We start from the raw sequence: 25,465 nt of genomic DNA, 5'->3' as shown, positions 1-25,465 counted from the left end.
CTGTCCTGGTCTCAGTGTGGCACGCGCCGTCGCGGATGGCGGGGTGGATCGGAGGCCCCGGAACGCGACTGCGCCCCGGGGCCTCCGAATCCGTTCGGTTATGGAGTGATGCCGTACTGCTCGCACGCGGCGGCGACTTCGCCCTCGCAGAGCTCTGCGGCGTCGGCGTCGCCGGCGTCGACCACCTGGACGACCTCTTCCGGCCCGACGAGCACCGGAGTGACGGCGATGTACGGCGTGCCGTCCTCGAGCTCCTGGTCGGCGGTCGGGGTCTCGCCCTCGAGCAGCGCGACGGCGAGTTCGACGGCAGCGTCGGCCTCGAGCTTGATCGGCTTGTAGACCGTGGCGGTCTGCTTGCCGAGCAGCACGTTCTGCAGGCCGGCGACCGATGCGTCCTGACCCGAGACCGGAACGGTGAGGCTGTTCTTGTCGAGGATCGTGATCACGCCTGCGGCGTTGGTGTCGTTCGCCACCCAGACCGCGTCGACCTTGCCACCGAGCCCGGTGAGCGCCTGCTCGAAGTTCGTCGCGGACTTCTCGCCGTCCCAGACTCCCGGCGGCTCAGCGGCCGGCTTGATCCCGGCGGCCTCCATGGCCTCGACGGCTCCGTCGTGGAACATCTTGGCGTTGCCGTCGGCGGGGTCACCGCCCATGTAGACCACGATTGCCGTGGCCGGGTCCTTGCCGGCGGCCCCCAGGCCGTCGACGATCGACTGCCCCTCCAGGCGGCCCACCTCGAAGTTGTCGAACGAGACGTAGTAGTCGGCGCCCTCGATGGGGCGGTCGTAGGCGATCACCGGGATGCCCTCGGCCTTGGCCTTCTCGGCGACCGCGGCTCCGGCGCCGTTGTAGTCGACGAGCAGCATCACGCCGCAGCCCTTGCTGAGCTGCTGGTCGGCGATGGTGGCGTACTTGTTGACGTCGCCCTGGGCGTTCTGGACGTCGGTCTCGAAACCGGCCTCCTCGAGGCCCTCTTCGAGATACGGACGGTCGTTGTTCTCCCAGCGCGGCGAGGAGGCGGCGTCTGGCAGGATGACGCAGGCCCGCGTCGCCGCGTCGCCCCCGTCTTCTCCACCACCATCGCCGCCGCCCGCACAGCCTGCCAGCAACAGCGCCGAGACTCCGGCGAATGCGGCAGCAGAGACCAATGAAGAAGCCTTCATGGCGCTCCCCTTCTGTAGGTGAGGTCGACCCCTCGCGGTGCCGCCGTCATCCTTGGCGTCGGCACTGCAATGATCGCGCACTGCGGAGGAAACCTTCATAACGCTTGGGTAACCGAATGGGCCGGTCACACGCCATTCCTGCCGGATCTCCGGGAACGCTCGCCGATTCGCCCGATCGTGGCCCCTTGACTGGGGGAGCTCGCCGCGGTCGTCGCGGTCGGGTCAGGCCCCGACGCGCGCCGACAGGTGCGGTGCGACCACGCGGTCGAACGACGACGCGGTGCGCTCGACGACCTCGGGCCACGCGGCATCCCAGATCGCCTGGTTGAAGATCTCGACCTCGATGTCGCCCGCGTATTCGGCGGCCTCGACGGCCCGAGTGAACGCGGTGAAGTCGATGACGCCGTCACCCGGGTAGTGCCGCGCGAGCAGCACGTCGGCCGGAAGCGGCGTGGCCCAGTCGCACACCTGGTAGCTCGCGATGCGACCGGATGCCCCGGCGCGCGCGATCTGGTCGAACACCGCGGGATCCCACCAGACGTGGAACGTGTCGACGACGACGCCGACGGCCGCCGCGTCGAACGGCTCCGCGAGATCGAGCGCCTGCCCGAGCGTCGAGACGACGGCGCGGTCGGAGGCGTACATCGGATGCAGCGCCTCGATGGCGAGGGTCACCCCGGCGGCCGCGGCATCCGGAGCCAGCTCGGCGAGGGCGTCGCCCACCCGCTCGCGGGCGCCCACCAGATCGGTGGATCCGGCCGGGATGCCGCCCGCGACGAGCACGAGCACGGCGGCCGAGCCGGGAGCGCCCGCGGCGGCGAGCGTCGCGGTCTCCTCGATGGCGCGGCGGTTCTCGTCGATCGCCGTGCGACGCTCGGCGCCTTCGGGCAGGGTGAAGAACCCGCCGCGGCACAGGCTCGACACGCGAAGGCCCGAGTCGGCGAGCCGGCGGGCCGCCTCGTCGAGGCCGACCGCGGCGACGGGCTCCCGCCAGAGCCCGATCGACTCGTAGCCGCCGGCGCGGGTGAGGCGGAGGGCTTCGTCGAACGGCGCGTACTTGATCGTGGCCTGGTTGAGCGACAGTCGCGGGTGCGCGGTCATGCGAGTGCCTCCGCGAGATCCGCCTCGATCGCGACCTCCGCCGGCTCGATGCCGTTGAGCGTCAGCAGCGACTGCCAGCGGGCGGCCGCGAGCTCGGGCCGCTCGAGTGCGCCGCACGCGTTGGCGAGCCGCACGATCTCGGAGAGGTGCGGCAGGCTGCGGGCGGCGTGCAGGCCGCCGACCATGCTGAACGCCGACTGGTGGCCGTTCAGCCACGAGAGGAACGCGACACCCGTCTTGTAGTAGTAGGTGGGCGCGGCGAAGATCTGCTGCGAGAGCGCCTCGGTCGGACCGAGGAGTTCGCGGTACCGGTCGAGGTCGCCCGCGTCGAGGGCCTGCACGGCCGCCGAGGCATGTGGCGCGAGCGCGGCGAATGCGCCGAGCAGCGCGTCGGAGTGGCCGCGCTCATCGCCCTCGATGAGGCCCACGTAGTGGAAGTCGTCGCCCGTGAACATGCGGGCCGACTCGGGCAGGCGCTCGCGCACGGCGATCTCGGCGCCCGCGTCGAGGAGGCTCATCTTCACGCCCGCGACGCGCTCGCGGTTGTACTCGATCACCTGCAGCAAGGTGGACGCGGCCGCGTCGGTGTCGGCCGAGCCGAAGTAGCCGGCGAGGCTCGGGTCGAACGCCGTGCCGAGCCAATGCAGGATGACCGGCGCGCCCGCCGCCTGCAGCACCTCGCGGTAGACGCGGCGGTAGTCGTCGGCGGTGCGAGCCGCGCGCGCGAGGTGGCGGCTCGCCATGAGCACGACGCCGGCGCCCGCGTCTTCGGTGAAGTGCAGTTGCTCCTTGTAGGCGTCGATCACCTCGTCGAGCGAGATGTGCTCCTCTTCGACGTGGTCGGTGTTGACGCCGACGACGAGGCGTCCGCCGACGCTCGCCGCCTCGGCGGCGCTGCGCGAGATGAGCTCACGGGTCGCGGCTGCGTCGAGGCCCATGTTGCGCTGCGCGGTGTCCATCGCGTCGGCGACGCCGAGGCCCCACGACCACACGTGGTGGCGGAACGCGAGCGTCTGCTCCCAGTCGATCTCGGCCGGCGCACCGGGCACGTTGTCGGCCCACGCCTTCGGCACGACGTGCGCCGCGGCATACACGACACGACTCGTGAGCGGGTGTCGAGGCTTCGAGATGATCGGCGCGGCGGCGAGGGGCACCCTGGTGCGGGTGCCCGACTCGGCGATGAGCGTGAGGGTCGTCATCGTGCTCAGCGAGCCGATCCGGTGAGGGCCTCGGATGCCGCAGTGCCGGCGTTGCCCGCGGCAGCGGCGGTGCTCGGCGTCACGGTGCTGCCGGCGGCATCCGTCTCCGTCGAACCTTCGAGGGTCACGACCGGAAGCTCGATGCGACGGCCCTGCTCGGAGGACGCGAGTCCCTGCTCGGCGAGCAGCACGCCGCGCGCGCCCGCGAGGAAGTCGTAGTGGTTCGGGGCGTCGTCGACGACGTGGCGGATGAACTCCTCCCACTGCGTCTTGAAGCCGTTCTCGAACTCCTGGTTGCCGGGGCTCTCGATCCAGTCGGCGTCGTAGTCGTGCGCGTCGGCGAGGTCGGGGTTCCAGACCGGCTTCGGGGTGGCGTTGCGCGGCTGGATCTTGCAGCCGAAGAGCCCGACGACGGCCGAGCCGTGCGTGCCGTCGACCTGGAACTCGACGAGCTCGTCGCGGTTGACGCGCACGGTCCAGCTCGAGTTCAGCTGCGCGATGACGCCGCCCTCGAGCTCGAAGACCGCGTACGCGGCGTCGTCGGCGGTGGCGAGGTACTCCTCGCCCTGCTCGTCGACCCGGCTCGGGATGTGCGTGACGGCCTTCGCATACACCGATTCGACACGGCCGAAGAGGTTCTCGAGCACGTAGTTCCAGTGGGGGAACATGTCGACGATGATGCCGCCGCCGTCTTCGGCACGGTAGTTCCAGCTCGGGCGTTGCGCAGGCTGCCAGTCGCCCTCGAAGACCCAGTAGCCGAACTCGCCGCGCACCGAGAGGATGCGGCCGAAGAAGCCCGAGTCGATGAGGCGCTTGAGCTTCTGCAGGCCCGGCAGGTAGAGCTTGTCGTGCACCACGCCGCTCTTGATGCCGGCGGCCTGCGCGAGTCGCGCGAGCTCGAGGGCCTCATCGAAGCTCTCGGCGGTGGGCTTCTCGGTGTAGATCGCCTTGCCGGCGGCGATCGCCTTCTTGATCGCGGCGGCACGGGCCTTCGTGACGAGGAAGTCGGCGTAGATCTGCCAGCGCGGGTCGGCGAGCGCCTCGTCGAGGTTCGTCGTGTAGTGCTCGATGCCGTGCTTCGCGGCGAGCTCGGCGAGCTTCGCCTCGCTGCGGCCGACGAGGATCGGCTCGACCTGCACGCGCGTGCCGTCGGCGAGCAGCACGCCGCCCTGCTCGCGGATCGCGAGGATCGAGCGCACGAGGTGCTGGCGGTAGCCCATGCGCCCCGTTGCGCCGTTCATGATGATGCCGATGGTCGACTCTGCCACGTTGGTTCCTGTTCAGCCGGGAGCGGGCGGCGAGAGCCGTGCCCGCTGCGGGAAAGCGTTTACCCGAAGTGTAGGACAGGGTGCTGCGATTTCGCAACACCCTGCGTCGTGAGTGCGCTCGCGCGGACGCTGCCTGACTCATCGAGTGGGCGAACATGGTCGTGAACCGCACTGGGGTTCGACCAACTCTGCCCACTCGATCGAAGAAAGCGGGATGTGCGGGGTGATCGCGGTCGCGGGGCGCGAAGTGCGGGTACTCGAGGCGCCGAGCTGTGCGCTATGCGGGGGTGCTCGAGGCGCCGAGTTAGGCGATGCGCGCGGGTGTACTCGCCCGCAGCACGACCTCGGTGCGCACCGCGCCCTCGCTCGAGGCGGACTCGTCGCCGAGGGCGAGCCGGAGCGCGCGGCGCCCGAGCTCCTCGAGCGGCACTCGCACGGTCGTGAGGGCCGGCGTGACGTCGCGCACCGTGGGGATGTCGTCGAAACCGGCCACCGCGACATCCGTGCCCGGCACGAGGCCCGCGTCGCGGACCGCCGAGAGCGCGCCGACCGCCATGACGTCGTTGGCCGCGAAGACGAGCTCGATGCCGTCGAGGCCCGATTCGATGAGCTGGCGCATGCCGTCGTAGCCGCCGTCGCGCGTGAACGCCGCGCGCACCACGTGCTCGTCGTCGAGCGTGCCGCCCGCCGCAGCGAGGCCGGCGCGGAACCCATCGACGCGGTCGGCCGCGGTGCGGAGGCCCTCGCCACCTGTGATGACGGCGAATCGGCGATAGCCGATGCCGACGAGTTCGCGGGCGAGCGCGTCGGCTCCGGCAGTGTTCTCGACGATGACCGTGCGGAAATCGAACTCGTTGCGGCTGATGAGCACGACCCGCCCGCCCGAGCGCTCGTAGGCGGCGAGCTCCTCACCGAGCGCCCCCTCGGTGGGATCGCTCGTCGGGCGCGAGCCCGCGAGGATCATGACGCGGGGTCGCTGACCGCGGAGGGTGCGCACGAGTTCGAGCTCGCGCTCGGGGTCGCGCTCGGTGGCCGCCATGGTGACGATGAGCCGCTCCTGGTCGGCTTCGGCTACCACGCCCGCGGCGATCGAGGAGAAGTAGGGGTCGGCGATGTCGGCGACGAGGAGCGCGACGGTCGTCGTCGTGCCCCTGGCGACGGCCTGCGCCGAGAGGTTGGGGGAGTAGTCGAGGCGAGCCGCAGCGGCCAGCACGCGCTGGCGGTACTCGTCGTTCACCTTGCGCGTGCTGCCGTTGAGCGAGCGCGATGCCGTGGCGAGCGAGACGCCCGCCTCGCGCGCGACGTCGTGCAGGGTCGCCGGAGTGCTCCGGCCCGTGCCGATCCCGGTCTCCGTCAACGGTTCCTCCTGCGTTTCCGAGCGGCGTTGTGCGCACCGCTCGCGCGTTCCGACTCTACCGGGCGGCTCGTTCCGCGGCCCGGCGGTTTGGCCGCCGCGGCCCTTTGCTGGTAGAACTGGGCATGAACCGAGATAGCGCTTTCTCGTTTGATTCTACCGCGAGACCCCGGTGAATGGGATGCTTCGCGGGAAGCGCTTTCTCACCAAGAGACCCGAGCGGAGCAGGCGATGGCGCAGCAGGAACGGTACGGACTCATCGGCACGGGGAGTCGAGCGGGAATGTATGTCGGTGCGCTCATCGGCGATCACGCCGACGTCGCGAGCCTCGTGGCGTGGAGCGATGTGAACCCGGGCCGTCTCGACGTGTACGAGCGGGAGATCGCCGCGGCGGGGCATCCGCTGCCCGATCGATACCGGCCCGAAGACCTGGAACGGATGATCCGCGACGAACGCCTCGACCGCGTGATCGTGACGACGCCCGACTACACGCACGCCGACCTCGTCGTGCGCTCACTCCGAGCCGGCGCCGACGTGGTCGTCGAGAAGCCGCTCACGATCGACGCCGAGAGCGTGCGGCGCATCGGCGAGGCCATCGCCGAGACCGGCCGAGAGGTCATCACCACGTTCAACTACCGGTACAGCCCGCGCAACAGCTCGCTGCGCCGCGTCATCGCCGACGGGTCGATCGGCGAGGTGACGAGCGTGCACTTCGAGTGGGCGCTCGACACGGTGCACGGCGCCGACTACTTCCGCCGCTGGCACCGCGACAAGGCCAACTCGGGCGGCCTCTTCATCCACAAGGCCTCGCATCACTTCGACCTCGTCAACTGGTGGATCCAGGCGGCGCCCACTCGCGTCTTCGCGAGCGGCGGGCTGCGCTTCTACGGTGCCGAGAATGCGGCCGCCCGCGGGCTCGGCGAGCGTCCTGCGCGCGGCACCGGGGTCACCGGCGACCCCTTCGCGCTCGACCTCGAGGCCGACGCCCGCATGAAGGAGCTCTACCTCGACAACGAACACCACGACGGCTACCTCCGCGACCGCGACGTGTTCGATCAGGGCATCACGATCGAAGACAACCTCGCCGCGATCGTCGACTACGACTCCGGCGCGACGATGAGCTACTCGCTGAACGCGCACGCGCCATGGGAGGGCTACCGCGTCACCGTGAATGGCACCGAAGGGCGCGCCGAGCTCGAGGTCGTCGAGCGGGGCGCCGTGCTCATCGGCGACGACGGCCGCGTGGTGATCGACCCGAGCATGCATCCGGGGTACTCGCCCGAAGACGAGGTGCGGCCCGACTCCGAGCGGCTCGTGCTGCAGCGGCACTGGGAGGGCGCGCAGGTCGTACCGATCCCCGATGGCATCGGCAGCCACGGCGGCGGCGACGCCTACCTGCTCGACCACCTCTTCCACCGGGTGACGGATGACGCGCCGCTCGGCCGTGTCGCCGGCTACGCCGACGGTGTGAAGGCCGTCTCGGTGGGCATCGCCGGCAACCTCTCGCTCGCGACCGGGCAGCCGGTGCTGATCTCGGAGCTCGAGCTGGGGGTGTAGGGCGGGGCAGGGTGGTTTCGATACGCGTCCGGCTGCGCCGGGCGCTACTCAACCACCGGGCCGTCGATCGCGGGAGCGCCCCTCGGGTAGGCGACGAGCATCGCCCCCGAGACGATCCAGACCGCACCGATGGCGATGATGAGCGCCTCGGCGCCGATGCCGGCCGACAGGCCCGCCACCGCGGCACCCGCCGCGGCTGCGGCGGCGCGCAGCCCCGCGCCCACGGTGAACACCTGCGATCGGAGCGACGGCGGGCTCTGCTGCTTGCGGAGGAGCAGCATCGCCGCCGCGCTCGACGCCGTGAACAGCCCGGAGATCCCGATGGCGGCGATCGTCCATTCCGTGCCGAGATCGAGGGCGGCGAGCACGGTGAACGCCCCGGTGGCGGCAAAGCCGGCGCCCATGACGAGCTCGGGCCGGAGCCGCGCGGGATACGCCGAGTTCGCGAGCGCGCCGAGCAGGCCGCCCACCGCGAAGGCCGTCACGATGACGGCTCCCGCGCCCGCACCGCTGCTGCGCTCGACCGAGAGCGCGACCGCGGCGATCGCGAGGCCGCCCGCGCCGAACTGGCTGACGGTGCCGCTCGCGGTGATGACGGCGAGCGGCCGATGCGTCGCGATATGACGGAAGCCCGCGGCCATCGTGGCGAGCATCGAGCCGTGCGGCTCGCCGGCGAGCGGGCGGAGTCGCAGCGGGAGCGTACCGACCGCGCCGAGCAACGCGCTTCCCGCCATGAGCAGCGTTGCGAGCCGGGCGGAGCCGAGGGCTGCCGCCGCCGCGACGGTGGCCGGTCCGGCCACCGCTCCGAGGTTGTAGGCCAGCGCGTCGATGGCGTAGGCCCTCCGTTCCTCTGGGATCCCTTCGGTCACGAAGCTCGACAGGCCGCCCATCAGGAACGGCGTTGCGACGCCGGCGACGATGAGGGCGAGCGCGACCACACATGCGGGCACGTCGCCGAGGAACGCGGCGACCGTGAACGCCGCGGCAGTCACGAGGCCAGCCCCCGCCATGAGCGCTCCCGGCCGGCGCGTGCGATCGAGCACCGCGCCCACGATGGGCGCGGCGACGATGCTCGGCCCCAGCGCGGCGGCCACGAGCAGGCCGCCGAGCGCGACGTCGCCGAGCTGCTCGACTGCGAGCACGGGGATGGCCACGATGATGCCGCCGACCGCCAGTCGCGGCGGCGTGGCCGCGGTGAGGTAGGCCGCGACGCCCACTCAGCTCACCTGCGCACCAGGGCACGCCGTCGAAGGCGTGAAAGAGAGGAGGCGGTATCGAGGAGGATCAGTCGGTCGGCCACACCGCGATCCTGTCACGGTCTTCGCGTCGTCGCGTCGTCGCGTCGTCGCGATGACGCATCTCCCGCGAACTGGGGCGGGCGGGCGGCGTCCGTTGGGATTATCCTGTCGTCGTCGCGGCCAGGCCGCGCGGGGGGCGGAGCATCGGATGCGACGTACGAGAATGTGCATCGCTGCGGCAGGCGTCGTGGCGGCCATGACCGCAGTGAGCGGATGCACCTTCGGCGCGGGGGAGCCTTCCACCCCGACCACGCCACCCCTGTCGACCGAGAGGCCGGGATACGGCAACCCGCCGGCCGACGCCGTCGCGACGGTCACCGACGAACGCGTCGAGGCGGCGGTCGCAGCGCTCCCCGCCTCGATCGAGCAACTCATGGATGAGACCGGCATGCCGGGACTCGCCGTCGCGGTCGTGTACGGCGGCAAGCTCATCTACTCAGAGGGATTCGGTGTGCGCAACATCGACAGCGGAGAGCCCGTCGACCCCGACACCGTGTTCCAGCTCGCGTCGGTGTCGAAGTCGGTCGGTGCGACCGTCGTCGCGCACGAGGTGACCGAGGGCGTCGTCGACTGGGACACTCCGGTCGCACTGCACCTGCCGGAATTCGCCCTCGCCGACCCATGGGTCACCGAGCATGTGACGATCGGCGACCTGTACGCGCACCGCTCGGGGCTCTTCATGCATGCGGGTGACGAGCTCGAAGACCTGGGGTACGACCGCGGTGAGGTGCTGCAGCGACTCCGGTACACGCCGCTGTCGCCGTTCCGCTCGACGTACGCGTACGGCAACTTCGACATCACCGCGGCCGCGGAATCCGTCGCTCGAGCCGCGGGGGTCGACTGGGCCGACCTGTCTCAGGAGGTGCTGTACGAGCCGCTGGGCATGAGCTCGACGAGTTCCCGGTTCGACGACTTCATGGCGGAGGGGAACCGCGCCGACGGCCACATCCTCGACGACGACGAATGGGTCGTGACTCCCAGCCAACGTCAGCCCGACGCGCAGTCGCCGGCCGGTGGTGTGAGCTCGAGCGTCACCGACATGGCGGCGTGGATGTCGATGGTCCTCAGTGCTTCCGGGCCCGGCGGCGAGGCGAACGACGTCGTGAGCCCCGAGGCGCTCGTTCCGGCGATCACCGCCCAGTCGGTCTCGGGCCCTGCGGCGCTCGGGTACCAGCGCTCCGGGTTCTACGGGTACGGCTTCAATGTGGGGTCGACAGCGGGAGGCCTCGCCTCGGTCACTCATTCGGGCGCCTTCTATCTGGGTGCCGGCACGACGTTCAGCCTGCTCCCGGAAGCAGGGCTCGGCATCATCGCCCTCGCGAACGGCTCCGCCGACGGCACCAGCGAGGCCGTCGCCGCTCGCTTCATGGATCTCGCCCAATTCGGGGAGATCCGCCAGGACTGGTTCGCGCTGTACACGGCCCTTCTCACCGCGGAGACCGGTCCTACCGGAGAACTCGTCGGGGAGTCACCTCCCGCGGATGCCGCGCCGGCTCGCGCGCTCGCCGAGTACGCGGGGGACTACGTGAACGGGTCACCGTGGTGGGTGATTCCCTCGAGCTCACGGTCGGCCCGGGCACTGTGGTCTGGCCGCTCGACCATTGGAACGGCGACGTGTTCGTCTTCGAACCGTTCAGCGAGAACGCAGCCCTCGGCAGCGTCTCGCAGGCGACGTTCGACGGGTCCACGCTCGAGATCGAGCTGCTCGACGAGCACGGACTCGGCACGTTCACCCGCGCCGCGGGCTGAGCCGCGAACGCCCCTGCGGCAGCGTTACAGATTAGGCCGCGACGCCCACTCAGCTCACCGGCGCACCGGGCAATCGCAACACGCCGTCGACGCGACGCGGGATGCCGAGCGGGTTCGACTCTCGAAGCTCGGGCGGCAGCACGGCGTCGGGCGCATCCTGGTATGCGACGGGCCGGAGGAACCGGCGCACGGCCGTCACGCCGACCGACGTGTGGATCGACGTCGTCGACGGCCACGGGCCGCCATGCTGCTGCGCCCAACTCACGGCGACACCGGTCGGCCAGCCGGCGAAGAGCACGCGGCCGGCGATCTCGGTGAGCACCTCGACGATGCCGCCGAGCTCCTCGCCGGGCTCGGCGTGCACGGTCGCCGTGAGGCTGCCGCCGATGGCGCGGATCGCGTCGAGCGCGTCGTCGACGCGGTCGTACTCGACGACGAGGGTCGACGGGCCGAAGCACTCCGCGAGGAGTGCCGACGGGTCGGCGAGCACGGCGGCGGTCGTCGTCGAGAGCACGACGGCCGATCCGGTGCCCGGTCGCTGTGCCGCGTCACCCGCGACGACGGTCACGCCGTCGTGGGCGGCAAGGCCTGCGAGACCATCGGCGAACGCCGCCGCGATGCCGTCGGTGAGCATCGGCACGGGAGCGGTCGCGCCGACCGCCTCGCCGACGCGCTCGGCGAAGCCGGTGCCTGCGGGCACGAACACCACACCGGGGTTCGTGCAGAACTGGCCGGCCCCGAGGGTGAAGGATGCCGCGAGTCCCGCGGCGAGCTCGTCGGCGCGCGCGTCGAGCGCGGCGGTGGTGATGAGCACGGGGTTCACGGCGCTCAGCTCACCGTAGAAGGGGATGGGATCGGGCCGGCCCGACGCGAGGTCGAAGAGCGCGCGTCCGCCGTGCAGCGATCCGGTGAAGCCCACGGCGCGCACCGACGGATGCTGGACGAGCGCGACGCCCGTCTCGCGGCCCTCGACGAGGCCGAACACACAATCGGGTGCCCCCGCAGCGGTGAGTGCACTGGCGACGACGTCGGCCGTGCGACGGGAGAGCCGCCGATGCGCGGAGTGCCCCTTCACGATGACGGGGCATCCGGCGGCGAGCGCCGACGCGGTGTCGCCACCGGCGACCGAGAAGGCGAACGGGAAGTTCGACGCGCTGAAGACGGCGACCGGACCGAGCGGCCGGAGCATGCGGCGGAGGTCGGGGCGCGGCGGGATCGTGGTGGAGTTCGGGTGGTCGACGGTGGCCTCGAGGTAGGAGCCCTCGACGACGGCTTCCGCGAAGAGCCGCAGCTGAGACGTGGTGCGGGCGAGCTCGCCCGTCAGGCGGGCGGTGCCGAGGTGGGACTCCTCGTCGGCGAGGGCGATGAGCTCGGGCCCGTTCGCGTCGAGGGCATCGGCGACCCCGGTGAGCCACGCGGCACGCTCGACGGCGGTCGACGCCACGGTGACGGCGAAGGCCCTGCGGGCGGCATCCGCGACCTCGTCGAGGCTGGCGCGGGTGGCCGTATCGGTGGTGGTCATGATTCCTCCGTGGGATCAGCGGATGCCGCGGCATCCGCTCGGTCATCGGTGAAGCGGATGCCCAGTCCAGTCTGCCCCGTCGTGCGCACTCGCGTGCCGTCGACCGCGACGGGCGAGGTCGCCGCGAGCACGCCGAGGTCGGCGAACGAGGCGTCCTCGACGGATTCGACGAGGTGCTCGCCCGGCAGGGTGAGCGCGAGCTGGGCCGAGAGCTCGAGCAGCAGGTGCGGCGCGAGGTCCACGCTGCGATCGTCGGCGAGCGACGCGATCGCGAGGAACGGGGTGATGCCGCCGACGCGCACGATGTTCGGCTGCACGACATCGACGACGCCCGCGTCGATGAACTCGGCGAACCGGTAGCGCGTGTGCAGGTTCTCGCCGAGCGCGATCGGCACCTCGATGCGGTCGCGGAGGGCGACGTGGGCGGCGAGGTCGTCGGCGCGCAGTGGTTCCTCGATCCACGCCAGGTCGAACGGGGCGAGGGCGTCGAGCGCGCGCTCGGCCTGGTCGAGGCTCCACCGCTGGTTCGCGTCGATCATGAGGTCGCGGTCGGCCCCGATCACGTCGCGGACCGCCGCGATGCGCCGCACGTCGTCGTCGAGGAGCGGGCTGCCGACCTTCACCTTGACGGCGTCGAAGCCCGCGGCCACCCAGCGCTCGGCTTGCGCGACGAGTTCGTCGAGCGGATAGTGCAGGTTCACGCCGCTGCCGTAGACGCCGGCGACGTCGTGGCGGCGGCCGAGGTGGTCGGTGATGCCGACGCCGGTCCGCCGCGCGGCGAGGTCCCAGAGCGCGAGGTCGAGCCCGGCCATCGCGATCGTCGTGATGCCGCCGCCACCGCCCTCGTGCAAGTGGAGCCAGAGCGGGATCCAGAGCGACTCGGCGTCGGCGTCGCGCCCGACGGCGAAGCCGGCGATGTCGTGATCGAGGTGCGCCTGCACCGCCGCGGCGCCGATGGAGGGGGTCCACGAGAATCCGTAGCCGACGTCGCCGGCCGAGTCCTCGACGATGACCTCGATGAGAGAGATGTCGGTGACGTCGGGCCCCCACGGACGCCGCAACGACACGCGCACGAGCCGCGTCGACAACCGCCGGATCGACGCGGTCACCGCGCGGCCGCCGTCGTCGTTGCCGTCGCCGTGGCTGCGTTCCCGAGTCGCGCGGCGAGGACGAGGCCGTCGTCGAGGATCGCCGCGAGCCGGGACTCCTGCTCGGGCGTCGGGTCGACGAGCGGGGGCCGCACCGAGCCGACGGGAAGCCCGCGCAAGCGCAGTCCCGCCTTGATGAGCGACACCCCGAAGCCCGGAGTCTCGTCGCGGAGCCGCACGAGCGGGGTGTAGAACTCGCGCAGGAGCGACATCCGTGTCTGCTCATCGCCGTCGGTGTAGGCGCGGTAGTGCAGCCCGGCGAGCTCGGGGATCATCGCGAAGGCGGCCGAGGAGTAGAGCGGGATGCCGATGCCGCGGTAGGCGCCCTGGCTGAGCTCGGCGGTGAGCAGGCCGTTGAAGAACTGCAGGTCGCGCCCGCTCGCCTGTGCCGCGAGCACGATCTCCTGCGCGAGTCCGATGTCGCCCGTGCCGTCCTTGAAGCCGATCACGCGCGGGTTGTGGGCGAGTCGCGTGATGGTGTCGGCGGTGTAGCGCGCGGTGCCGCGGTGGTAGACGATCACGGGCAGCTCGGTCGCCGCAGCGACGGCCTCGACCCACGCGACGAGGCCGTCGGCGGTGCCCGAGACGAGATACGGCGGTAGGAGCAGCAGGCCATCAGCTCCCGCGTCGGCTGCGCCTCGCGCGAGCTCGATCGCGTGACCCAGCGGGCCGCCGGTCCCCGCGATCACGGGCACGCGCCCGGCAACGGTTTGCACGGTCGCGCGCACGACGTCGTCGACCTCGCCGGCGGAGAGCGCATGGAACTCGCCGGTGCCGCACGCCGGGAACACCGCGCCTGGACCGAACGGGAGCCGGCCTTCGACGTGCTCGGCGAGCAGGTCGAGCTCGACGCCGCCGTCGGCGCCGAACGGCGTGACGGGGAAGAAGAGCACCCCGTCGAATCGGGGAGCGGGTGCGGTCATGAGGCCCTCGTCTCGTGCGATCGGATGACGGATGCGGTGACGGAGGTGACGGATGCCTCGTCGAGCTCGGTGCGCCAGCTGCGCGTCGGCGCCCATCCGAGCCGCCGTTCGGCCTTGCCGATGTCGAACACGGGCTGCGTGCCCGTGAGGAGCTCGGCTGCCTCGCCGAGTCCCGGAGCGAAGTCGCGCCAGAGCTCGGCGACGGGTCGCACGGCGAGCGAGTCGGCGGCGCCGACGAAGAACCCCTCACCGTCGACGGCGGCGGCGGGCGCTGCGAGCCAGGCGTCGACGAACTCGGCGGCGTCGCGCGCGTCGACGTAGTTGAAGAGGCTCACCGCGGCGAGGGCGGGGTCGGTGAGCCGCTCGGCCATCGTGTGGCCCTGTTGCGTGGGGGCGCCCGCCCATTCCTCGGGGGAGACGACGTAGCAGGGCCGGAAGAAGCCGAACGCGCCGTTCGACGTGCGCGAGAACATGCGCACGGTGTCTTCGATGACGACCTTCGAGAGGGCGTAGGCGTTCGTGGGCGCGAGCGCATGGCGCTCGTCGATGGGAACGGATGCCGCGCGCCAGCCTGGCGAGCCGTAGCCGATCACCGTCGGGCTGCTCGCGGCGAGCACCCGCGCCACTCCGCCCCGGGCTGCGGCGGCGAGCACGGTGTGGGCGAGCGAGGTGTTGGTGAGCAGGATCTCGCGCTCGGGCGCGCTGAACGGCACGGCGATGCCGGCGAGATGGATGACCGCATCGGGACGCGTGTCGGCGAGGAGTCGTGCGACGGCGGCCTCGTCGGTGAGCTCGAGCTGGATCTCGTCGACGCCGTCGAGTCCGGCGGGAGACCGGTCGAGGCCCACGACGACGTGGCCGGCGGCCACGAGGGCGGCGCAGACGCTGCGGCCCAGACGACCGGATGCACCGGTGACGACGACGTGCATGGCTCATGCTCCCTTTGCTGAGAAACCGCTTTCTCGCTGAGAGCCTAGGCGAGGGGCGCGTCTCGGGCAACTCGGGCGCTAGACTGGGGAACCGGTTTCCCGGCGTGTCGGAAGGCCGGGCACCGCACAGACGACAGCGCTGAGGAGCGAGATGAGCGAACGGAACCGGGCGGTCACGATCGCCGACGTCGCCGCGAGAGCGGGCGTGTCACAGGCATCCGTCTCACGCGTGCTCAACGGCAAGCAGTCCGTCGACCCCGCCATCGTGCAGGCCGTGCAAGCTGCGATCACGGCACTCGGCTACACGCCGAGCGTGGCCGCGCGAAGCCTCGTGCACGGGCGAAACGACACGATCGCGATGGTCGTGCCCGACCTCGAGAACCCGCTCTTCCAGGGCATCCTCAAGGGACTCAGCCGAGCGGCGGCGGCCGACGGCTACCGGGTGCTCGTCGCCGACACCGCCGAGCAGGTCGACGAAGAGGAGGCCACCGCGCTCGAAGCGCGCCATCGCTGCGACGCGATCGTGCTGTGCGCGCCGCGCATGCCCGAGGAGCGCCTGCAACGACTTGTGGCCCGCATCGCGCCGGTCGTCGTCGTGAACCGGCCCCTGCCCGGTGCGCAGGTGCCGATCGTCGGCGTCGACTACGCACGCGGCATCCGCGACCTCGTCGATCACCTGCACGGCCTCGGTCATCGGCGCATCGCGTACCTCAGCGGCCCGGAGCTGAGCGCCTCGAACGCCGAGCGGCTGCGGGGCGTCGCCGACGCCGTGGCAGCCGAGCCAGGCATCACGATCGACGTCATTCCGGGCGGCTCCCGCCTCGACGACGGCTACGAGGCCGCCGCGTCGGTCGATGCCGCGCGGCGCGAGGGCGTGACCGCGGTCATCGCCTTCAACGACCTCGTCGCGCTCGGGCTCATGACGCGACTGCGCGAACTCGGTGTCGAGGTGCCCGGCGATCTCTCCATCGGGGGATTCGACGACGTGCCGATGGCGAGGTTCGCGACGCCGCGGCTCACCAGCATGTCGGTGCCGCGAGGCGAGATCGGCGCGCAGGTGTGGGCACGGTTGCGCACGCTCATCGCCGGGGGGCCGATCGAGCACACGGTGCTCTACCGGCCGCGCCTCGAGGCCCGCGAGAGCACGGGGCCTGTGCGATGAGTGCGACGGAGTCGGTGGTGTCGGCCCAGGCGGCCGCGCTGGGGTCGACCGTGTCGGTGTCGGCCGCGTCCCTGCCATCGGCCTCTTCGGCCTCTTCGGCACCTTCGGCCGCCGACCGCGGGGTGAAGCGCGAGCGGATGCTCCGACTGCTCGAGCGCCGCGGCGCCGATTCGATCGTGCTGCGCTCGCACGCCGCCGTCGCGTGGTACCTCGACGGGGCCCGCACCCACGTCTCGCTCGCGGGCGATCCCATCGCGGCCGTCGTCGTGCGGCACGGCGGCGACGAGCTGCGCGTGTTCGCCAACGAGGCCGACCGTATGCTCGACGAGGAGCTCGGCGCGATCGGCGACCTCGACGTCATCCGCGTGCCATGGCACGACGCCCTCGCGCCGGCGGGCCTCGCGGCGCTCGCCGAAGACGACGTCGCGGCCGAACTGCGAGCGGCGCGGGCGAGCCTGCTTCCAGCCGAGCTCGGCCGGTACCGAGCGCTCGGGCGCGAGGTCGCCGAAGCGCTGACGGATGCCGCGGCCACGGCCGATCCCGACGCATCCGAGCGCGACGTCGCGGCGCGCCTCGGAGGCGACCTCATCGCGCGGGGGATCGACCCGCTCGTGATTCTCGTCGCCGGCCGGTCGCGCCTCGGACACCGGCATCCGCTGCCCACCGCCTCGCCGATCGGCGACCGCGCGATGCTCGTGGCGTGCGGCCGCCGGAACGGCCTCATCGCGAACGCCACGAGGTGGGTGCGCTCGGGCGGCCGGAGCGACGCCGAGGCCGACGCCGAGCGGCGCATCCTCGAGGTCGAGGCGGCCTTCCTCGCCTCGACGCGGATCGGGGCGACGATCGGCGAGGGGTTCCGCGGCGGCATCGACTCGTACGCACGGCACGGCTTCGCCAGCGACGAGTGGCGCCGTCATCACCAGGGCGGCGCCGCTGGTTACGCGGGGCGCGACCCGCGCGGCACGGCGGCCGTCGGCGACATGGTGCAACCGGATCACGCCTTCGCGTGGAACCCGACGGCGCCTGGCGCGAAGGTGGAGGACACGGTGCTCGTGCGAACGACCGGTGTCGAGGTGCTCACCGTCGATCTGCGCTGGCCGACGATCGAGGTCGGCGGAATCCATCGACCGGTCGAGCTCGAGCGTGTAGGATCGGGATAGCGCTTTCCCGTGCCCGCTCGACCGACCATGAGACCGACGACGACTCGCAGGAGTTCCAGATGAGCCGCATCCGCATCGACACCACGGATGGCTGCCTCGGCTTCACGGCCGGCTCGGTCGTGCTCGCCGAGTACGTGCATCGGCCCGACAACCCGCAGCTCGAGTCACCGCGGCCGTACTTCAGCCCGATTCGCACGCGCGCGGGGGAGCTCGTCTCCCTCTACCGCCCGCACGACCACGTCTGGCACAAGGGCATCACGTGGTCGCTGCCGGTGGTCGGCGACGAGAACTTCTGGGGCGGACCCACATTCGTCAACGGCCGGGGCTACGTGCAGCTGCCGAACAACGGCATGCAGCGCCATCGCGACTTCCCGGTGGTCGACGACGACTCCACGGCGCGGTTCGTCGAGGGGCTCGACTGGGTGACCGAGGCCGGCGAGCAGCTCTTCGAGGAGCAGCGCACCGTCGCGGCCACCCTCCTCGACGACGACTCGTGGCTCCTCGCCTTCGCAACCCGCATGCACAACGTCAGCGGCCGCCCGATCCCGATCGGCTCGCCGACCACGCGCGGCCGGGAGAACGCCGGCTACGGCGGACTGTTCTGGCGCGGGCCGAGGTCGTTCACCGGCGGATCGGTGCTCGCGCCCGGCATCACCGGCGGCGATGAGCTGCGCGGAACGCGGGCGCCCTGGATGGGCTTCACCGGACGCCACGACGTCACCGGCGCCGCATCGACGATCGTCATGATCGACGACCCAGGCAACCTGCAGCATCCGCCGCAGTGGTTCGCCCGCAGCGAGGAGTTCGCGTGCCTGTGCCCGGCGCCGTTCTTCAGCGAGGAGCACGAGATCGAGCCTGGTGCGACCCTCGACCTGCGCTACGGCGTCGTCATCGCGGATGGCGCGAGCGACCCAGATCGCGCTGCGGCACTCGCCGCGGCAGGGTCGGCACAGCTGCCGACGCTGCTGGGATCGTGAGCGCCGCCGTGCTCGAGAACGGCCACACTGAAGGAGCCCGATGACTGAGATGCCGCCCGTTTCGCCCACGCCCACCCCGACGCCGCCCACGCCGCTCCGCGCGGCGATCGTCGGCACCGGCGCCATCGCGAACTCCCATGCCGCTGCGCTCGCAGCGACATCCGCCGCCGAGCTCGTCGCCGTGGTCGACCGCGACCCCGCGTACGCCCGCGCTTTCGCCGAGCGCTGGGGCGGCCCCGCGGTGTTCGCGTCCCTCGACGACCTGCTCGCCAGCGGCACGATCGACGTGCTGCACGTCTGCACGCCGCCCGGCGCCCACGCCGAGCAATCCATCGCGGCGCTCGACGCGGGCGTGCACGTCGTGTGCGAGAAGCCCGCGGCGCTCTCCCTCGACGAGCTCGACGCGATGACCGCGGCCGCCGAGCGCAACGACCGCCGCTTCGTCGTCGTGTTCCAGCAGCGCACCGGCTCCGCCGCGGCACACGTGCGCCGCCTGTTCGACTCCGGCGCGCTCGGCCGGCCGCTCGTCGCGACCTGCCAGACGCTCTGGTACCGCGACCCGTCATACTTCGCCGTGCCGTGGCGCGGCAAGTGGTCGACCGAGGGCGGCGGCACCACCCTGGGTCACGGCATCCACCAGATCGACTTGCTCGCGTGGCTCCTCGGCGACTGGGCGAGCGTGCACGGCGGCCTCTGGCGGCTCGACCGCGAGACCGAGACCGAAGACGTCTCGACGGCGGTCATCACGTTCGCGGGCGGCACCGTGGCATCCGTCATCACGAGCGCCGTGTCGCCGCGCGAGGTGAGCTCGATCCGCATCGACACCGAGCTCGCGACCGTGACGGTCGACCACCTCTACGGGCACGGTCACGAGCACTGGCGCATCACGCCGGCTCCGCACGTCGACGAAGCGGATGCCGCGGCGTGGGCACTCCCCGGCCTCGAGGAGGCGAGCGGGCACGAGCCGCTCCTGCGCGACGTGTACGCAGCGCTCCGCTCTGGCGGCCCGCTGCCGTCGACGGCGACGGATGCCGCGCGCTCGTTCGAGATCGTGACCGCGATCTACTCCTCGGCCGCGACGGGCCGAACCGTGACGCCCGCGACCCTCCGTGACGACGTCGAGCGGTTGCGCAGCCTCGAGAGCCCGGTCGTCGATCTCCGCCGTGGCTGACGGGGCCCTCTTCTACGATCCGTGTTCGACGGGGCGACCGACCCCATCGTGATCCGCCATCGCGAGACGGGCGAGTGGTGGATGTTCACGACGCAGCGCCGGACCCGAGACGCACTGGGCGGAAAAATGCCGCATGACCAGCGCTTCGTGTCTCTCCGGGCGCTCCTCGAGGCGCTGGACATAACGAATTGAAACGATTTTCTGTCTCAGGTTGACTCAGGGCATGAGCTCGGGTTAGCTTTTGGGAAGCGCTTTCCCGCGATCACGTGGAGTGCATCAGGCAGACAGAGACGTTTCCGGGAGGAACAACGATGTTCGACATTCGCAAGCGCCGCGTGGCGGTCGCCGCAGCGGCACTCGCCGCGAGCGCGGCCCTCGCGCTCACGGGTTGCTCGGGCGGTGGCTCGGAAGCCGGTGGCGAGTACAACCCCGACGAGAAGGTCACGCTCGACCTCGCATTCTGGGGCAACGACGTGCGCGCCGCGATGTACGAGGAGGCGATCGCCGCGTTCAACGAGGAGTACCCGAACATCACGGTGAACTCCTCGTTCCTGGGCTTCCCCGAGTTCTGGGAGAAGCGCCAGACCGAGGCTGCCGGCGGCGGCTTGCCCGACGTCATGCAGTTCGACTACTCCTACCTCCGCCAGTACTCCGAGAACGGACTGCTCCTCGACCTGAGCCCCTACCTCGGCGACATCATCGACACCGAGCCGCTCAGCCAGAACATCCTCGACATCGGCGTCGTCGGCGACGAGACCACCGGCATCCCGACGTCGACCAACGCCTGGGGCCTGTACACGAACCCCAAGCTCCTCGACCAGCTCGGCGTCGAGGAGTTCGAGGGCGGCGACTGGGCCGATTACGACTCCTGGATGAAGGAGATCACCGACACCGCCGCGGCACAGGGTGTCACGATCTGGGGCGGCACCGACTACACCGGCCGCATCCAGAACTTCGAGCTCCAGCAGCGCGCCAAGGGCGAGGACCTCTTCACCGAAGACGGTGAACCGAACTTCACCGAGGACGACCTCGCGGAGTTCTGGGAATCCGGCTCCGGCATCCGTGAAGACGGCATCGTGATCGACCAGCAGCGCCTCGAGGAGATCTACCCGCTCTCGGCCTTCGACTCGGCGCTCACCGCGAGCGAGCTCACGTGGGACAACTTCGGCGCCGGTTACCTCCGCAACCTCGGTGCGGAATACACCGAGCTCGGCCTCGTCGCCCCGCCGGTCACCGAGGAAGGCGTGAAAGACCTCTACCTGAAGCCCTCGATGCTGCACTCCATCTCCTCGACGACCGATCACCCCGAAGCGGCGGCCACGCTCGTCGACTTCCTCGTGAACTCACCCGAGGCCGGCGCCGCGTTCGGCACCAACCGGGGCATCCCCGCCTCGGAGACCCAGCTGGAGGGCGCACAGCTCGACCCGCTCGGCGAGCAGATCCGCGAGTATGAGGAGTCGATCTCCGATCGTCTCGGCGACGCACCGCCGGTGCCGATCGTCGGATACGGCTCGCTCGAAGAGAAGTTCCGCCTGATCGGCCAGGAGCTCGCCTTCGGCACCCTGACCGTCGACGAGGCCGTAGACCAGTTCTTCGGTGAGATGGACGTCGTCCTCAACCAGTAGCAGTAGGAACGGCGACTCCGGGCCCGATGGGCCTGCCCCCCGGGCCCGGAGCACTGTTCTCGCAAGGACCGGAGAACCACGTGAGCACGCAAACCCAATCGATCGTCACGGCCGAGGCCGAGTCGAAGAGCGTCCGCCAGGCGATGCGCCAGGTGCGTCGCGCTGAGAAGGGCAAGGTCCCGACCACCGAGGGCAAGCGAGCCCAGAATCGTCGGGAGACGGTCGCGGGCTATGGCTTCCTGCTCCCGTGGATGCTCGGCTTCCTCGGGCTCACCGTCGGCCCGATGATCTTCTCGCTCTACCTCGCCTTCACGAAGTACAACCTCTTCACCGCACCCGAGTGGGTCGGCCTCGACAACTTCGTGCGCATGTTCACGGAAGACCCGCAGTTCATGCAGTCGGTGCAGATCACGCTCGTCTACGTGCTCGTCGGCACGCCTATCAAGCTCGCCGCGGCGCTCGCGATCGCGATGCTCCTGAACTATCGCAACAAGGGCAGCGGCTTCTTCCGCTCGTCGTTCTACGCGCCGTCGCTCATCGGGGCATCCGTCTCCGTGGCCATCGTGTGGCGTGCGATGTTCTCCACTGACGGCCCGGTCGACAGCTCGCTGAGCCTGTTCGGCATCGAACTCGGCGGCTGGGTCGGCAACGTCGACCTCGTCATGCCGATGATGATCCTGCTCGCCGTCTGGCAGTTCGGCGCCCCGATGGTCATCTTCCTCGCCGGCCTCAAGCAGATTCCGCAAGAGCTCTACGAGGCGGCCGAGGTCGACGGCGCCGGGCCGATGCGCAAGTTCCGCAGCGTCACGATCCCGATGCTCTCGTCGGTCATCTTCTTCAACCTCCTGCTCGAGACGATCAATGCCTTCCAGGTGTTCGCGTCGGCGTTCATCATCTCGAACGGCTCGGGCGGCCCCGCCGGCATGACGAACTTCTACACCGTCTACCTCTACAAGCGAGGATTCGCCGACGGGCAGATGGGCTACGCCGCGGCCATGGCCTGGGTGCTCGTCATCGTCGTGGCGGTCATCGCCTTCATTCTGTTCAAGACCCAGAAATCCTGGGTGCACTACGCGGGAGAGAACCGATGAGCACGATCGAAGTCCCGCGCGCCGAGTTGCTCGAGGTCGCCACCGAGCCGCAGCCCACTCGGCGACGGCGCATCAAGCGCAAGACCGTCAACACGATCATCTGGTTCGTGGTGCTGCTCGCGATCACGGCGGTGATCCTCTACCCGCTCGTCTGGCTCGCGTTCTCGACGTTCAAGCCCTCGAGCGAGTTCGGGCAGAACCCGGGCCTGATCCCCGACAACCCCACCGTCGACAACTACTTCAAGGTGATCGAGGGCATCGGCGGCACCCCGCTCTGGCGGTTCTTCGCCAACTCGCTCTTCATCGCCGTCATGGCCGTGATCGGCACGCTGATCTCCTCGGCACTGGCCGCGTACGCCTTCGCACGCATCAAGTTCAAGGGCGCCGGGGTGCTGTTCGCCGCGATGATCGGCACGCTGCTGCTGCCGTTCCACGTCATCATCATCCCGCAGTACATCATCTTCAACCGGCTCGAACTCATCGACACGTACTGGCCGCTGATCCTGCCGAAGTTCCTCGCCACCGAGGCGTTCTTCGTGTTCCTCATCGTGCAGTTCATCCGCAACATCCCGCGCGACATGGACGAGGCGGCACGCATCGACGGTGCCGGGCACGTCCGGATCTTCTTCTCGATCATCCTGCCGCTCATCAAGCCGGCCCTTATCACGAGTGCGATCTTCACGTTCATCTGGACCTGGAACGACTTCCTCGGCCCGCTCCTCTACGTGAACTCGCCAGAGAAGTACCCGCTGCCGATCGCGCTCCGGCTCTACAACGACGCCACGAGCACGTCCGACTACGGGGCGACGGTCGCGGTGTCGTTCCTCGCCCTGCTGCCGATCCTGATCTTCTTCATCGTGTTCCAGCGCTTCCTCGTCGACGGCGTGGCCACCCAGGGTCTGAAGGGCTAGGTTCCGGATGTCTCGAGCCGCCGACCGTGCTGCACGCCGGGCCGCCCTCTCGGGCAGCGGGCCGACGCGTGACGATGCCGCGACGACGGCGCGCTTCCCCGGTGCGCGCAGCGCGTTCGGGCTCCTCGGCGAGGTACTGCTCGTGGGCATCCTCGTGGCGCTCGTGTCACTTCCGGTGGTCACACTGCCGGCGGGGCTCGCCGCGGGTGCGCGGCACCTCCGCCGGTTCCTCCGCGCCGACGACTCGGGTCTCGAGTGGTTCTGGCGCGACGTGCGAGCCTTGCTGTTCGGCGGCATCGGTGTGGGCGCGGCATCCGTCGTCATCGCCGCGGTGCTGGCCCTCGACATCGACCTCGCCTCGACCGGCGTGCTGCCCGGAGGCTCGATCGTCGGCGTCGTCGGCGTCGTCGGCTGGGCCGGCCTGGCCGCGCTCGTGCTCGCGCTCTTCCTGGCGGCCGGGAGGTGGACGCCCGAACTCGGCTGGCTCGGCGCCCTACGCGCGGTGCCGCGAGCACTGCGCGACGACCCGGCAGGTGCCGGGTACCTCGTCGCGACCGCGGCGTTCGCCGTGATCGTCACGTGGCAGCTCGTCCCACTCGTGATCGCCGCGCTCGGCTGCGTCGCCCTCGCGATCGTGGCGGTGCCCGAGCGGCCTCGGCGTGCTCGCGGGGCGGCTCAGTAACTCACGCTGTCGAGCTGCCGCGGTCTTGTTGCCGAATTGAGACCTGCGCCACCGGGCGTGACGTTGACCGATTGAATCGTCTCACGCTACGCTTCGGGAAGCGCTTTCCCCCTGCAATTCCCGGACCGCGCGAATCACAGAGAACTGACCTACTGGAGGACGATGATGTTCACGACTGGAGCGCGGCGGCGCATGCTCGCCGCTGCGGCGATGACCGGGGCGGCGGTGCTCGCCATGACCGGCTGCGCCGGAAGCGGCGGCGGCGAAGAGGCGGCGTATGACCCCGACGAGGAGGTCACGCTCCAGTTCACATGGTGGGGCAACGACGACCGCGCGTCGCGCTACGAGCAGCTCATCGATGCCTTCGAGAAGGAGCATCCGAACATCACGATCGAGGGCACCTTCACCGATTTCCCCTCGTACTGGGAGAAGCGGAAGATCGAGGCCACCGGCGGCGGCCTGCCCGACGTGTGGCAGTTCTCCGACTCCTACCTGCGCGAGTACGCGGAGCCCGGCATGCTCCTCGACCTCGGTACGGTGAGCGACTACATCGACTTCGATGCGTTCGAGGAGTCGCTGCAGCAGACCGGGCAGCTCGAGGGCGTGCAGTACTCCCTCCCCACGGGCTACAGCGCCTGGGCGGTGTTCCTGAACGACGGCCTCCTGGCCGACGCCGGCGTGAAGCCCTACGAGGGCAGCACGAGCGCCGAGGAGTACACCGAGTGGATGAAGTCGGTCACCGACGCCACCGGCGGTGCCGTGTATGGCGGCTCCGACATGACCCAGCGCATCCAGGGCTTCGAGCTCGAACTGCGTCAGCAGGGCAAGAACCTCTACACCGAGGACGGCGAGCTCGGCTTCACCGAAGACGAACTCCGTGACTACTGGAACTCGGGCGCCGCGGCGCGCGAAGGCGTCGCAATCCCGCAGCAGCGTCTCGAGGAGACCTTCCCGAAGTCGGGCTTCGCTGCCGGCCTCACGGCGAGCGAGGCGAGCTGGAGCAACTTCCTCGGCGGATACCTCGCCGACTCCGGTGCCGAGAGCGTCACGCTCGTCGCGCCGCCGACCGAAGAGCCCGGGGAGAAGGACCTCTACCGCCAGGGCGGTCTCCAGGTCGCGATCTCGTCCGACACGGAGCACCCCGAGGCGGCGGCCCTGTGGCTCGACTTCATCGTGAACAGCGAGGCGGCCGGTGAGATCTTCGGCACGACGCTCGGGTTCCCGGCTTCCGAGACGAAGCTCGCGGGCACGACTCTCGAAGGCATCGACGCGCAGGTCGCCGACTACCTCGACTCCGTGGCCGACCGCATCGGCGAGGCGCCGCCGGTGCCGGTCGTGGGTTACGGCTCGCTCGAGCAGACCTTCTGGGACCTCGGCAAGTCGATCGCCCTCGGCGCGGTCACCGTCGATGACGCGGTGGAGCAGTTCTTCGGCGAGGCCAAGGTGATCCTCGGCTGAGTCCGAACGACTGATCC

General features: G+C 70.5%; 22 protein-coding genes and 1 pseudogene. 13 read left to right on the top strand and 10 right to left on the bottom strand.

All coding sequences use genetic code 11. From position 1 onward, the window contains the following. Positions 1–98: 98 nt before the first annotated feature. The 5 genes from J7E25_RS08280 to J7E25_RS08260 all read right to left on the bottom strand — a co-directional run bounded on the left by J7E25_RS08280 (position 99) and on the right by J7E25_RS08260 (position 6,088). Entirely contained in the window at positions 99–1,163 is a 1,065-nt protein-coding gene (locus J7E25_RS08280; RefSeq protein ID WP_214869638.1) for a sugar ABC transporter substrate-binding protein, read from the bottom strand. A gap of 222 nt (positions 1,164–1,385) precedes the next feature. After that, positions 1,386–2,264, bottom strand: coding sequence for a sugar phosphate isomerase/epimerase (locus J7E25_RS08275; RefSeq protein WP_214869635.1), 879 nt, complete (start codon positions 2,262–2,264; stop codon positions 1,386–1,388). Then, positions 2,261–3,463, bottom strand: coding sequence for a dihydrodipicolinate synthase family protein (locus J7E25_RS08270; RefSeq protein WP_214869633.1), 1,203 nt, complete (start codon positions 3,461–3,463; stop codon positions 2,261–2,263). The genes J7E25_RS08275 and J7E25_RS08270 overlap by 4 nt, the downstream gene beginning before the upstream one ends. 5 nt (positions 3,464–3,468) lie before the next feature. Then, positions 3,469–4,704 carry a Gfo/Idh/MocA family protein gene (locus J7E25_RS08265; protein WP_214870028.1) on the bottom strand — a complete coding sequence of 412 codons (1,236 nt, stop codon included), beginning with the start codon at positions 4,702–4,704 and terminating at the stop codon, positions 3,469–3,471. Between the two features lie 331 nt (positions 4,705–5,035). After that, positions 5,036–6,088, bottom strand: coding sequence for a LacI family DNA-binding transcriptional regulator (locus J7E25_RS08260; protein WP_251038888.1), 1,053 nt, complete (start codon positions 6,086–6,088; stop codon positions 5,036–5,038). Positions 6,089–6,316: 228 nt separating this feature from the next. Between J7E25_RS08260 and J7E25_RS08255 the strand changes: the two genes are divergently transcribed. Then, complete coding sequence (locus tag J7E25_RS08255; protein ID WP_214869631.1) at positions 6,317–7,642, top strand: Gfo/Idh/MocA family protein; 1,326 nt, start codon at positions 6,317–6,319, stop codon at positions 7,640–7,642. Positions 7,643–7,686: 44 nt separating this feature from the next. Here the strand turns inward: J7E25_RS08255 and J7E25_RS08250 are convergent, their stop codons facing one another. Further along, positions 7,687–8,859 carry an MFS transporter gene (locus J7E25_RS08250; protein ID WP_214869629.1) on the bottom strand — a complete coding sequence of 391 codons (1,173 nt, stop codon included), beginning with the start codon at positions 8,857–8,859 and terminating at the stop codon, positions 7,687–7,689. 133 nt (positions 8,860–8,992) lie between these two features. Between J7E25_RS08250 and J7E25_RS18435 the strand changes: the two are divergent. Next, positions 8,993–10,258: pseudogene (locus J7E25_RS18435) on the top strand (serine hydrolase domain-containing protein); the annotation flags it as partial. 224 nt (positions 10,259–10,482) lie between these two features. Continuing rightward, a complete protein-coding gene (locus tag J7E25_RS08240) occupies positions 10,483–10,689 on the top strand; it encodes a hypothetical protein (protein WP_214869627.1) in 207 nt (68 codons plus the stop codon). A 49-nt stretch (positions 10,690–10,738) separates the two neighbouring features. Here J7E25_RS08240 and J7E25_RS08235 read toward each other — a convergent pair whose 3' ends face one another. From J7E25_RS08235 to J7E25_RS08220, 4 genes are read right to left on the bottom strand one after another with little or no spacing between them, the layout of a single operon-like run. Continuing rightward, complete coding sequence (locus J7E25_RS08235; RefSeq protein ID WP_214869625.1) at positions 10,739–12,211, bottom strand: aldehyde dehydrogenase (NADP(+)); 1,473 nt, start codon at positions 12,209–12,211, stop codon at positions 10,739–10,741. Continuing rightward, the gene (locus J7E25_RS08230; RefSeq protein ID WP_308164440.1) at positions 12,208–13,320 is read right to left on the bottom strand and encodes a mandelate racemase/muconate lactonizing enzyme family protein; all 1,113 of its coding nucleotides are present in this window, start codon (positions 13,318–13,320) and stop codon (positions 12,208–12,210) included. The genes J7E25_RS08235 and J7E25_RS08230 overlap by 4 nt, the downstream gene beginning before the upstream one ends. Continuing rightward, positions 13,317–14,282 (bottom strand): 5-dehydro-4-deoxyglucarate dehydratase, encoded by a 966-nt coding sequence (locus J7E25_RS08225; protein ID WP_214869623.1) that lies wholly within the window; start codon positions 14,280–14,282, stop codon positions 13,317–13,319. Before J7E25_RS08225 ends, J7E25_RS08230 begins: the two co-directional genes overlap by 4 nt. Continuing rightward, positions 14,279–15,211 (bottom strand): NAD(P)-dependent oxidoreductase, encoded by a 933-nt coding sequence (locus tag J7E25_RS08220; protein WP_214869621.1) that lies wholly within the window; start codon positions 15,209–15,211, stop codon positions 14,279–14,281. The genes J7E25_RS08225 and J7E25_RS08220 overlap by 4 nt, the downstream gene beginning before the upstream one ends. Positions 15,212–15,362: 151 nt before the next feature. Between J7E25_RS08220 and J7E25_RS08215 the strand changes: the two genes are divergently transcribed. From J7E25_RS08215 to J7E25_RS08170, 10 genes are all read left to right on the top strand, one after another. Next, complete coding sequence (locus J7E25_RS08215) at positions 15,363–16,373, top strand: LacI family DNA-binding transcriptional regulator (protein WP_214869619.1); 1,011 nt, start codon at positions 15,363–15,365, stop codon at positions 16,371–16,373. Beyond that, positions 16,370–17,533 (top strand): Xaa-Pro peptidase family protein, encoded by a 1,164-nt coding sequence (locus J7E25_RS08210; protein WP_251038886.1) that lies wholly within the window; start codon positions 16,370–16,372, stop codon positions 17,531–17,533. Before J7E25_RS08215 ends, J7E25_RS08210 begins: the two co-directional genes overlap by 4 nt. A 59-nt stretch (positions 17,534–17,592) precedes the next feature. Then, entirely contained in the window at positions 17,593–18,510 is a 918-nt protein-coding gene (locus J7E25_RS08205) for a PmoA family protein (RefSeq protein WP_214869617.1), read from the top strand. Positions 18,511–18,550: 40 nt separating this feature from the next. Beyond that, positions 18,551–19,681, top strand: a complete 1,131-nt coding sequence (locus tag J7E25_RS08200) for a Gfo/Idh/MocA family protein (protein ID WP_215009173.1) — start codon at positions 18,551–18,553, stop codon at positions 19,679–19,681. 21 nt (positions 19,682–19,702) lie between these two features. Then, on the top strand, positions 19,703–19,873 hold the full coding sequence (locus tag J7E25_RS08195; protein ID WP_214869616.1) for a hypothetical protein: 171 nt from the start codon (positions 19,703–19,705) through the stop codon (positions 19,871–19,873). Between the two features lie 119 nt (positions 19,874–19,992). After that, positions 19,993–21,306, top strand: coding sequence for an ABC transporter substrate-binding protein (locus tag J7E25_RS08190; protein ID WP_214869615.1), 1,314 nt, complete (start codon positions 19,993–19,995; stop codon positions 21,304–21,306). Between the two features lie 143 nt (positions 21,307–21,449). Next, a complete protein-coding gene (locus tag J7E25_RS08185; RefSeq protein WP_214870023.1) occupies positions 21,450–22,397 on the top strand; it encodes a carbohydrate ABC transporter permease in 948 nt (315 codons plus the stop codon). Beyond that, the gene (locus J7E25_RS08180; RefSeq protein WP_214869614.1) at positions 22,394–23,308 is read left to right on the top strand and encodes a carbohydrate ABC transporter permease; all 915 of its coding nucleotides are present in this window, start codon (positions 22,394–22,396) and stop codon (positions 23,306–23,308) included. Before J7E25_RS08185 ends, J7E25_RS08180 begins: the two co-directional genes overlap by 4 nt. 7 nt (positions 23,309–23,315) lie before the next feature. After that, on the top strand, positions 23,316–23,990 hold the full coding sequence (locus tag J7E25_RS08175; protein ID WP_214869613.1) for a hypothetical protein: 675 nt from the start codon (positions 23,316–23,318) through the stop codon (positions 23,988–23,990). A 162-nt stretch (positions 23,991–24,152) separates the two neighbouring features. Further along, entirely contained in the window at positions 24,153–25,448 is a 1,296-nt protein-coding gene (locus J7E25_RS08170) for an ABC transporter substrate-binding protein (protein ID WP_251038885.1), read from the top strand. Positions 25,449–25,465: the final 17 nt, after the last annotated feature.

This window comes from Agromyces sp. ISL-38 (assembly GCF_018613935.1).
Classification (GTDB): Bacteria; Actinomycetota; Actinomycetes; order Actinomycetales; family Microbacteriaceae; genus Agromyces.
This window is presented reverse-complemented; position numbering and strand designations above follow the sequence as displayed.

What these genes read in the sequence shown, in the direction of transcription:
- J7E25_RS08280 (WP_214869638.1), bottom strand. Translation starts at nt 1,163, where the DNA reads ATGAAGGCTTCTTCATTGGTCTCTGCTGCCGCATTCGCCGGAGTCTCG.
- J7E25_RS08275 (WP_214869635.1), bottom strand. Translation starts at nt 2,264, where the DNA reads ATGACCGCGCACCCGCGACTGTCGCTCAACCAGGCCACGATCAAGTAC.
- J7E25_RS08270 (WP_214869633.1), bottom strand. Translation starts at nt 3,463, where the DNA reads ATGACGACCCTCACGCTCATCGCCGAGTCGGGCACCCGCACCAGGGTG.
- J7E25_RS08265 (WP_214870028.1), bottom strand. Translation starts at nt 4,704, where the DNA reads ATGAACGGCGCAACGGGGCGCATGGGCTACCGCCAGCACCTCGTGCGC.
- J7E25_RS08255 (WP_214869631.1), top strand. Translation starts at nt 6,317, where the DNA reads ATGGCGCAGCAGGAACGGTACGGACTCATCGGCACGGGGAGTCGAGCG.
- J7E25_RS08235 (WP_214869625.1), bottom strand. Translation starts at nt 12,211, where the DNA reads ATGACCACCACCGATACGGCCACCCGCGCCAGCCTCGACGAGGTCGCG.
- J7E25_RS08225 (WP_214869623.1), bottom strand. Translation starts at nt 14,282, where the DNA reads ATGACCGCACCCGCTCCCCGATTCGACGGGGTGCTCTTCTTCCCCGTC.
- J7E25_RS08220 (WP_214869621.1), bottom strand. Translation starts at nt 15,211, where the DNA reads ATGCACGTCGTCGTCACCGGTGCATCCGGTCGTCTGGGCCGCAGCGTC.
- J7E25_RS08215 (WP_214869619.1), top strand. Translation starts at nt 15,363, where the DNA reads ATGAGCGAACGGAACCGGGCGGTCACGATCGCCGACGTCGCCGCGAGA.
- J7E25_RS08210 (WP_251038886.1), top strand. Translation starts at nt 16,370, where the DNA reads ATGAGTGCGACGGAGTCGGTGGTGTCGGCCCAGGCGGCCGCGCTGGGG.
- J7E25_RS08205 (WP_214869617.1), top strand. Translation starts at nt 17,593, where the DNA reads ATGAGCCGCATCCGCATCGACACCACGGATGGCTGCCTCGGCTTCACG.
- J7E25_RS08200 (WP_215009173.1), top strand. Translation starts at nt 18,551, where the DNA reads ATGACTGAGATGCCGCCCGTTTCGCCCACGCCCACCCCGACGCCGCCC.
- J7E25_RS08190 (WP_214869615.1), top strand. Translation starts at nt 19,993, where the DNA reads ATGTTCGACATTCGCAAGCGCCGCGTGGCGGTCGCCGCAGCGGCACTC.
- J7E25_RS08185 (WP_214870023.1), top strand. Translation starts at nt 21,450, where the DNA reads ATGCGCCAGGTGCGTCGCGCTGAGAAGGGCAAGGTCCCGACCACCGAG.
- J7E25_RS08180 (WP_214869614.1), top strand. Translation starts at nt 22,394, where the DNA reads ATGAGCACGATCGAAGTCCCGCGCGCCGAGTTGCTCGAGGTCGCCACC.
- J7E25_RS08175 (WP_214869613.1), top strand. Translation starts at nt 23,316, where the DNA reads ATGTCTCGAGCCGCCGACCGTGCTGCACGCCGGGCCGCCCTCTCGGGC.
- J7E25_RS08170 (WP_251038885.1), top strand. Translation starts at nt 24,153, where the DNA reads ATGATGTTCACGACTGGAGCGCGGCGGCGCATGCTCGCCGCTGCGGCG.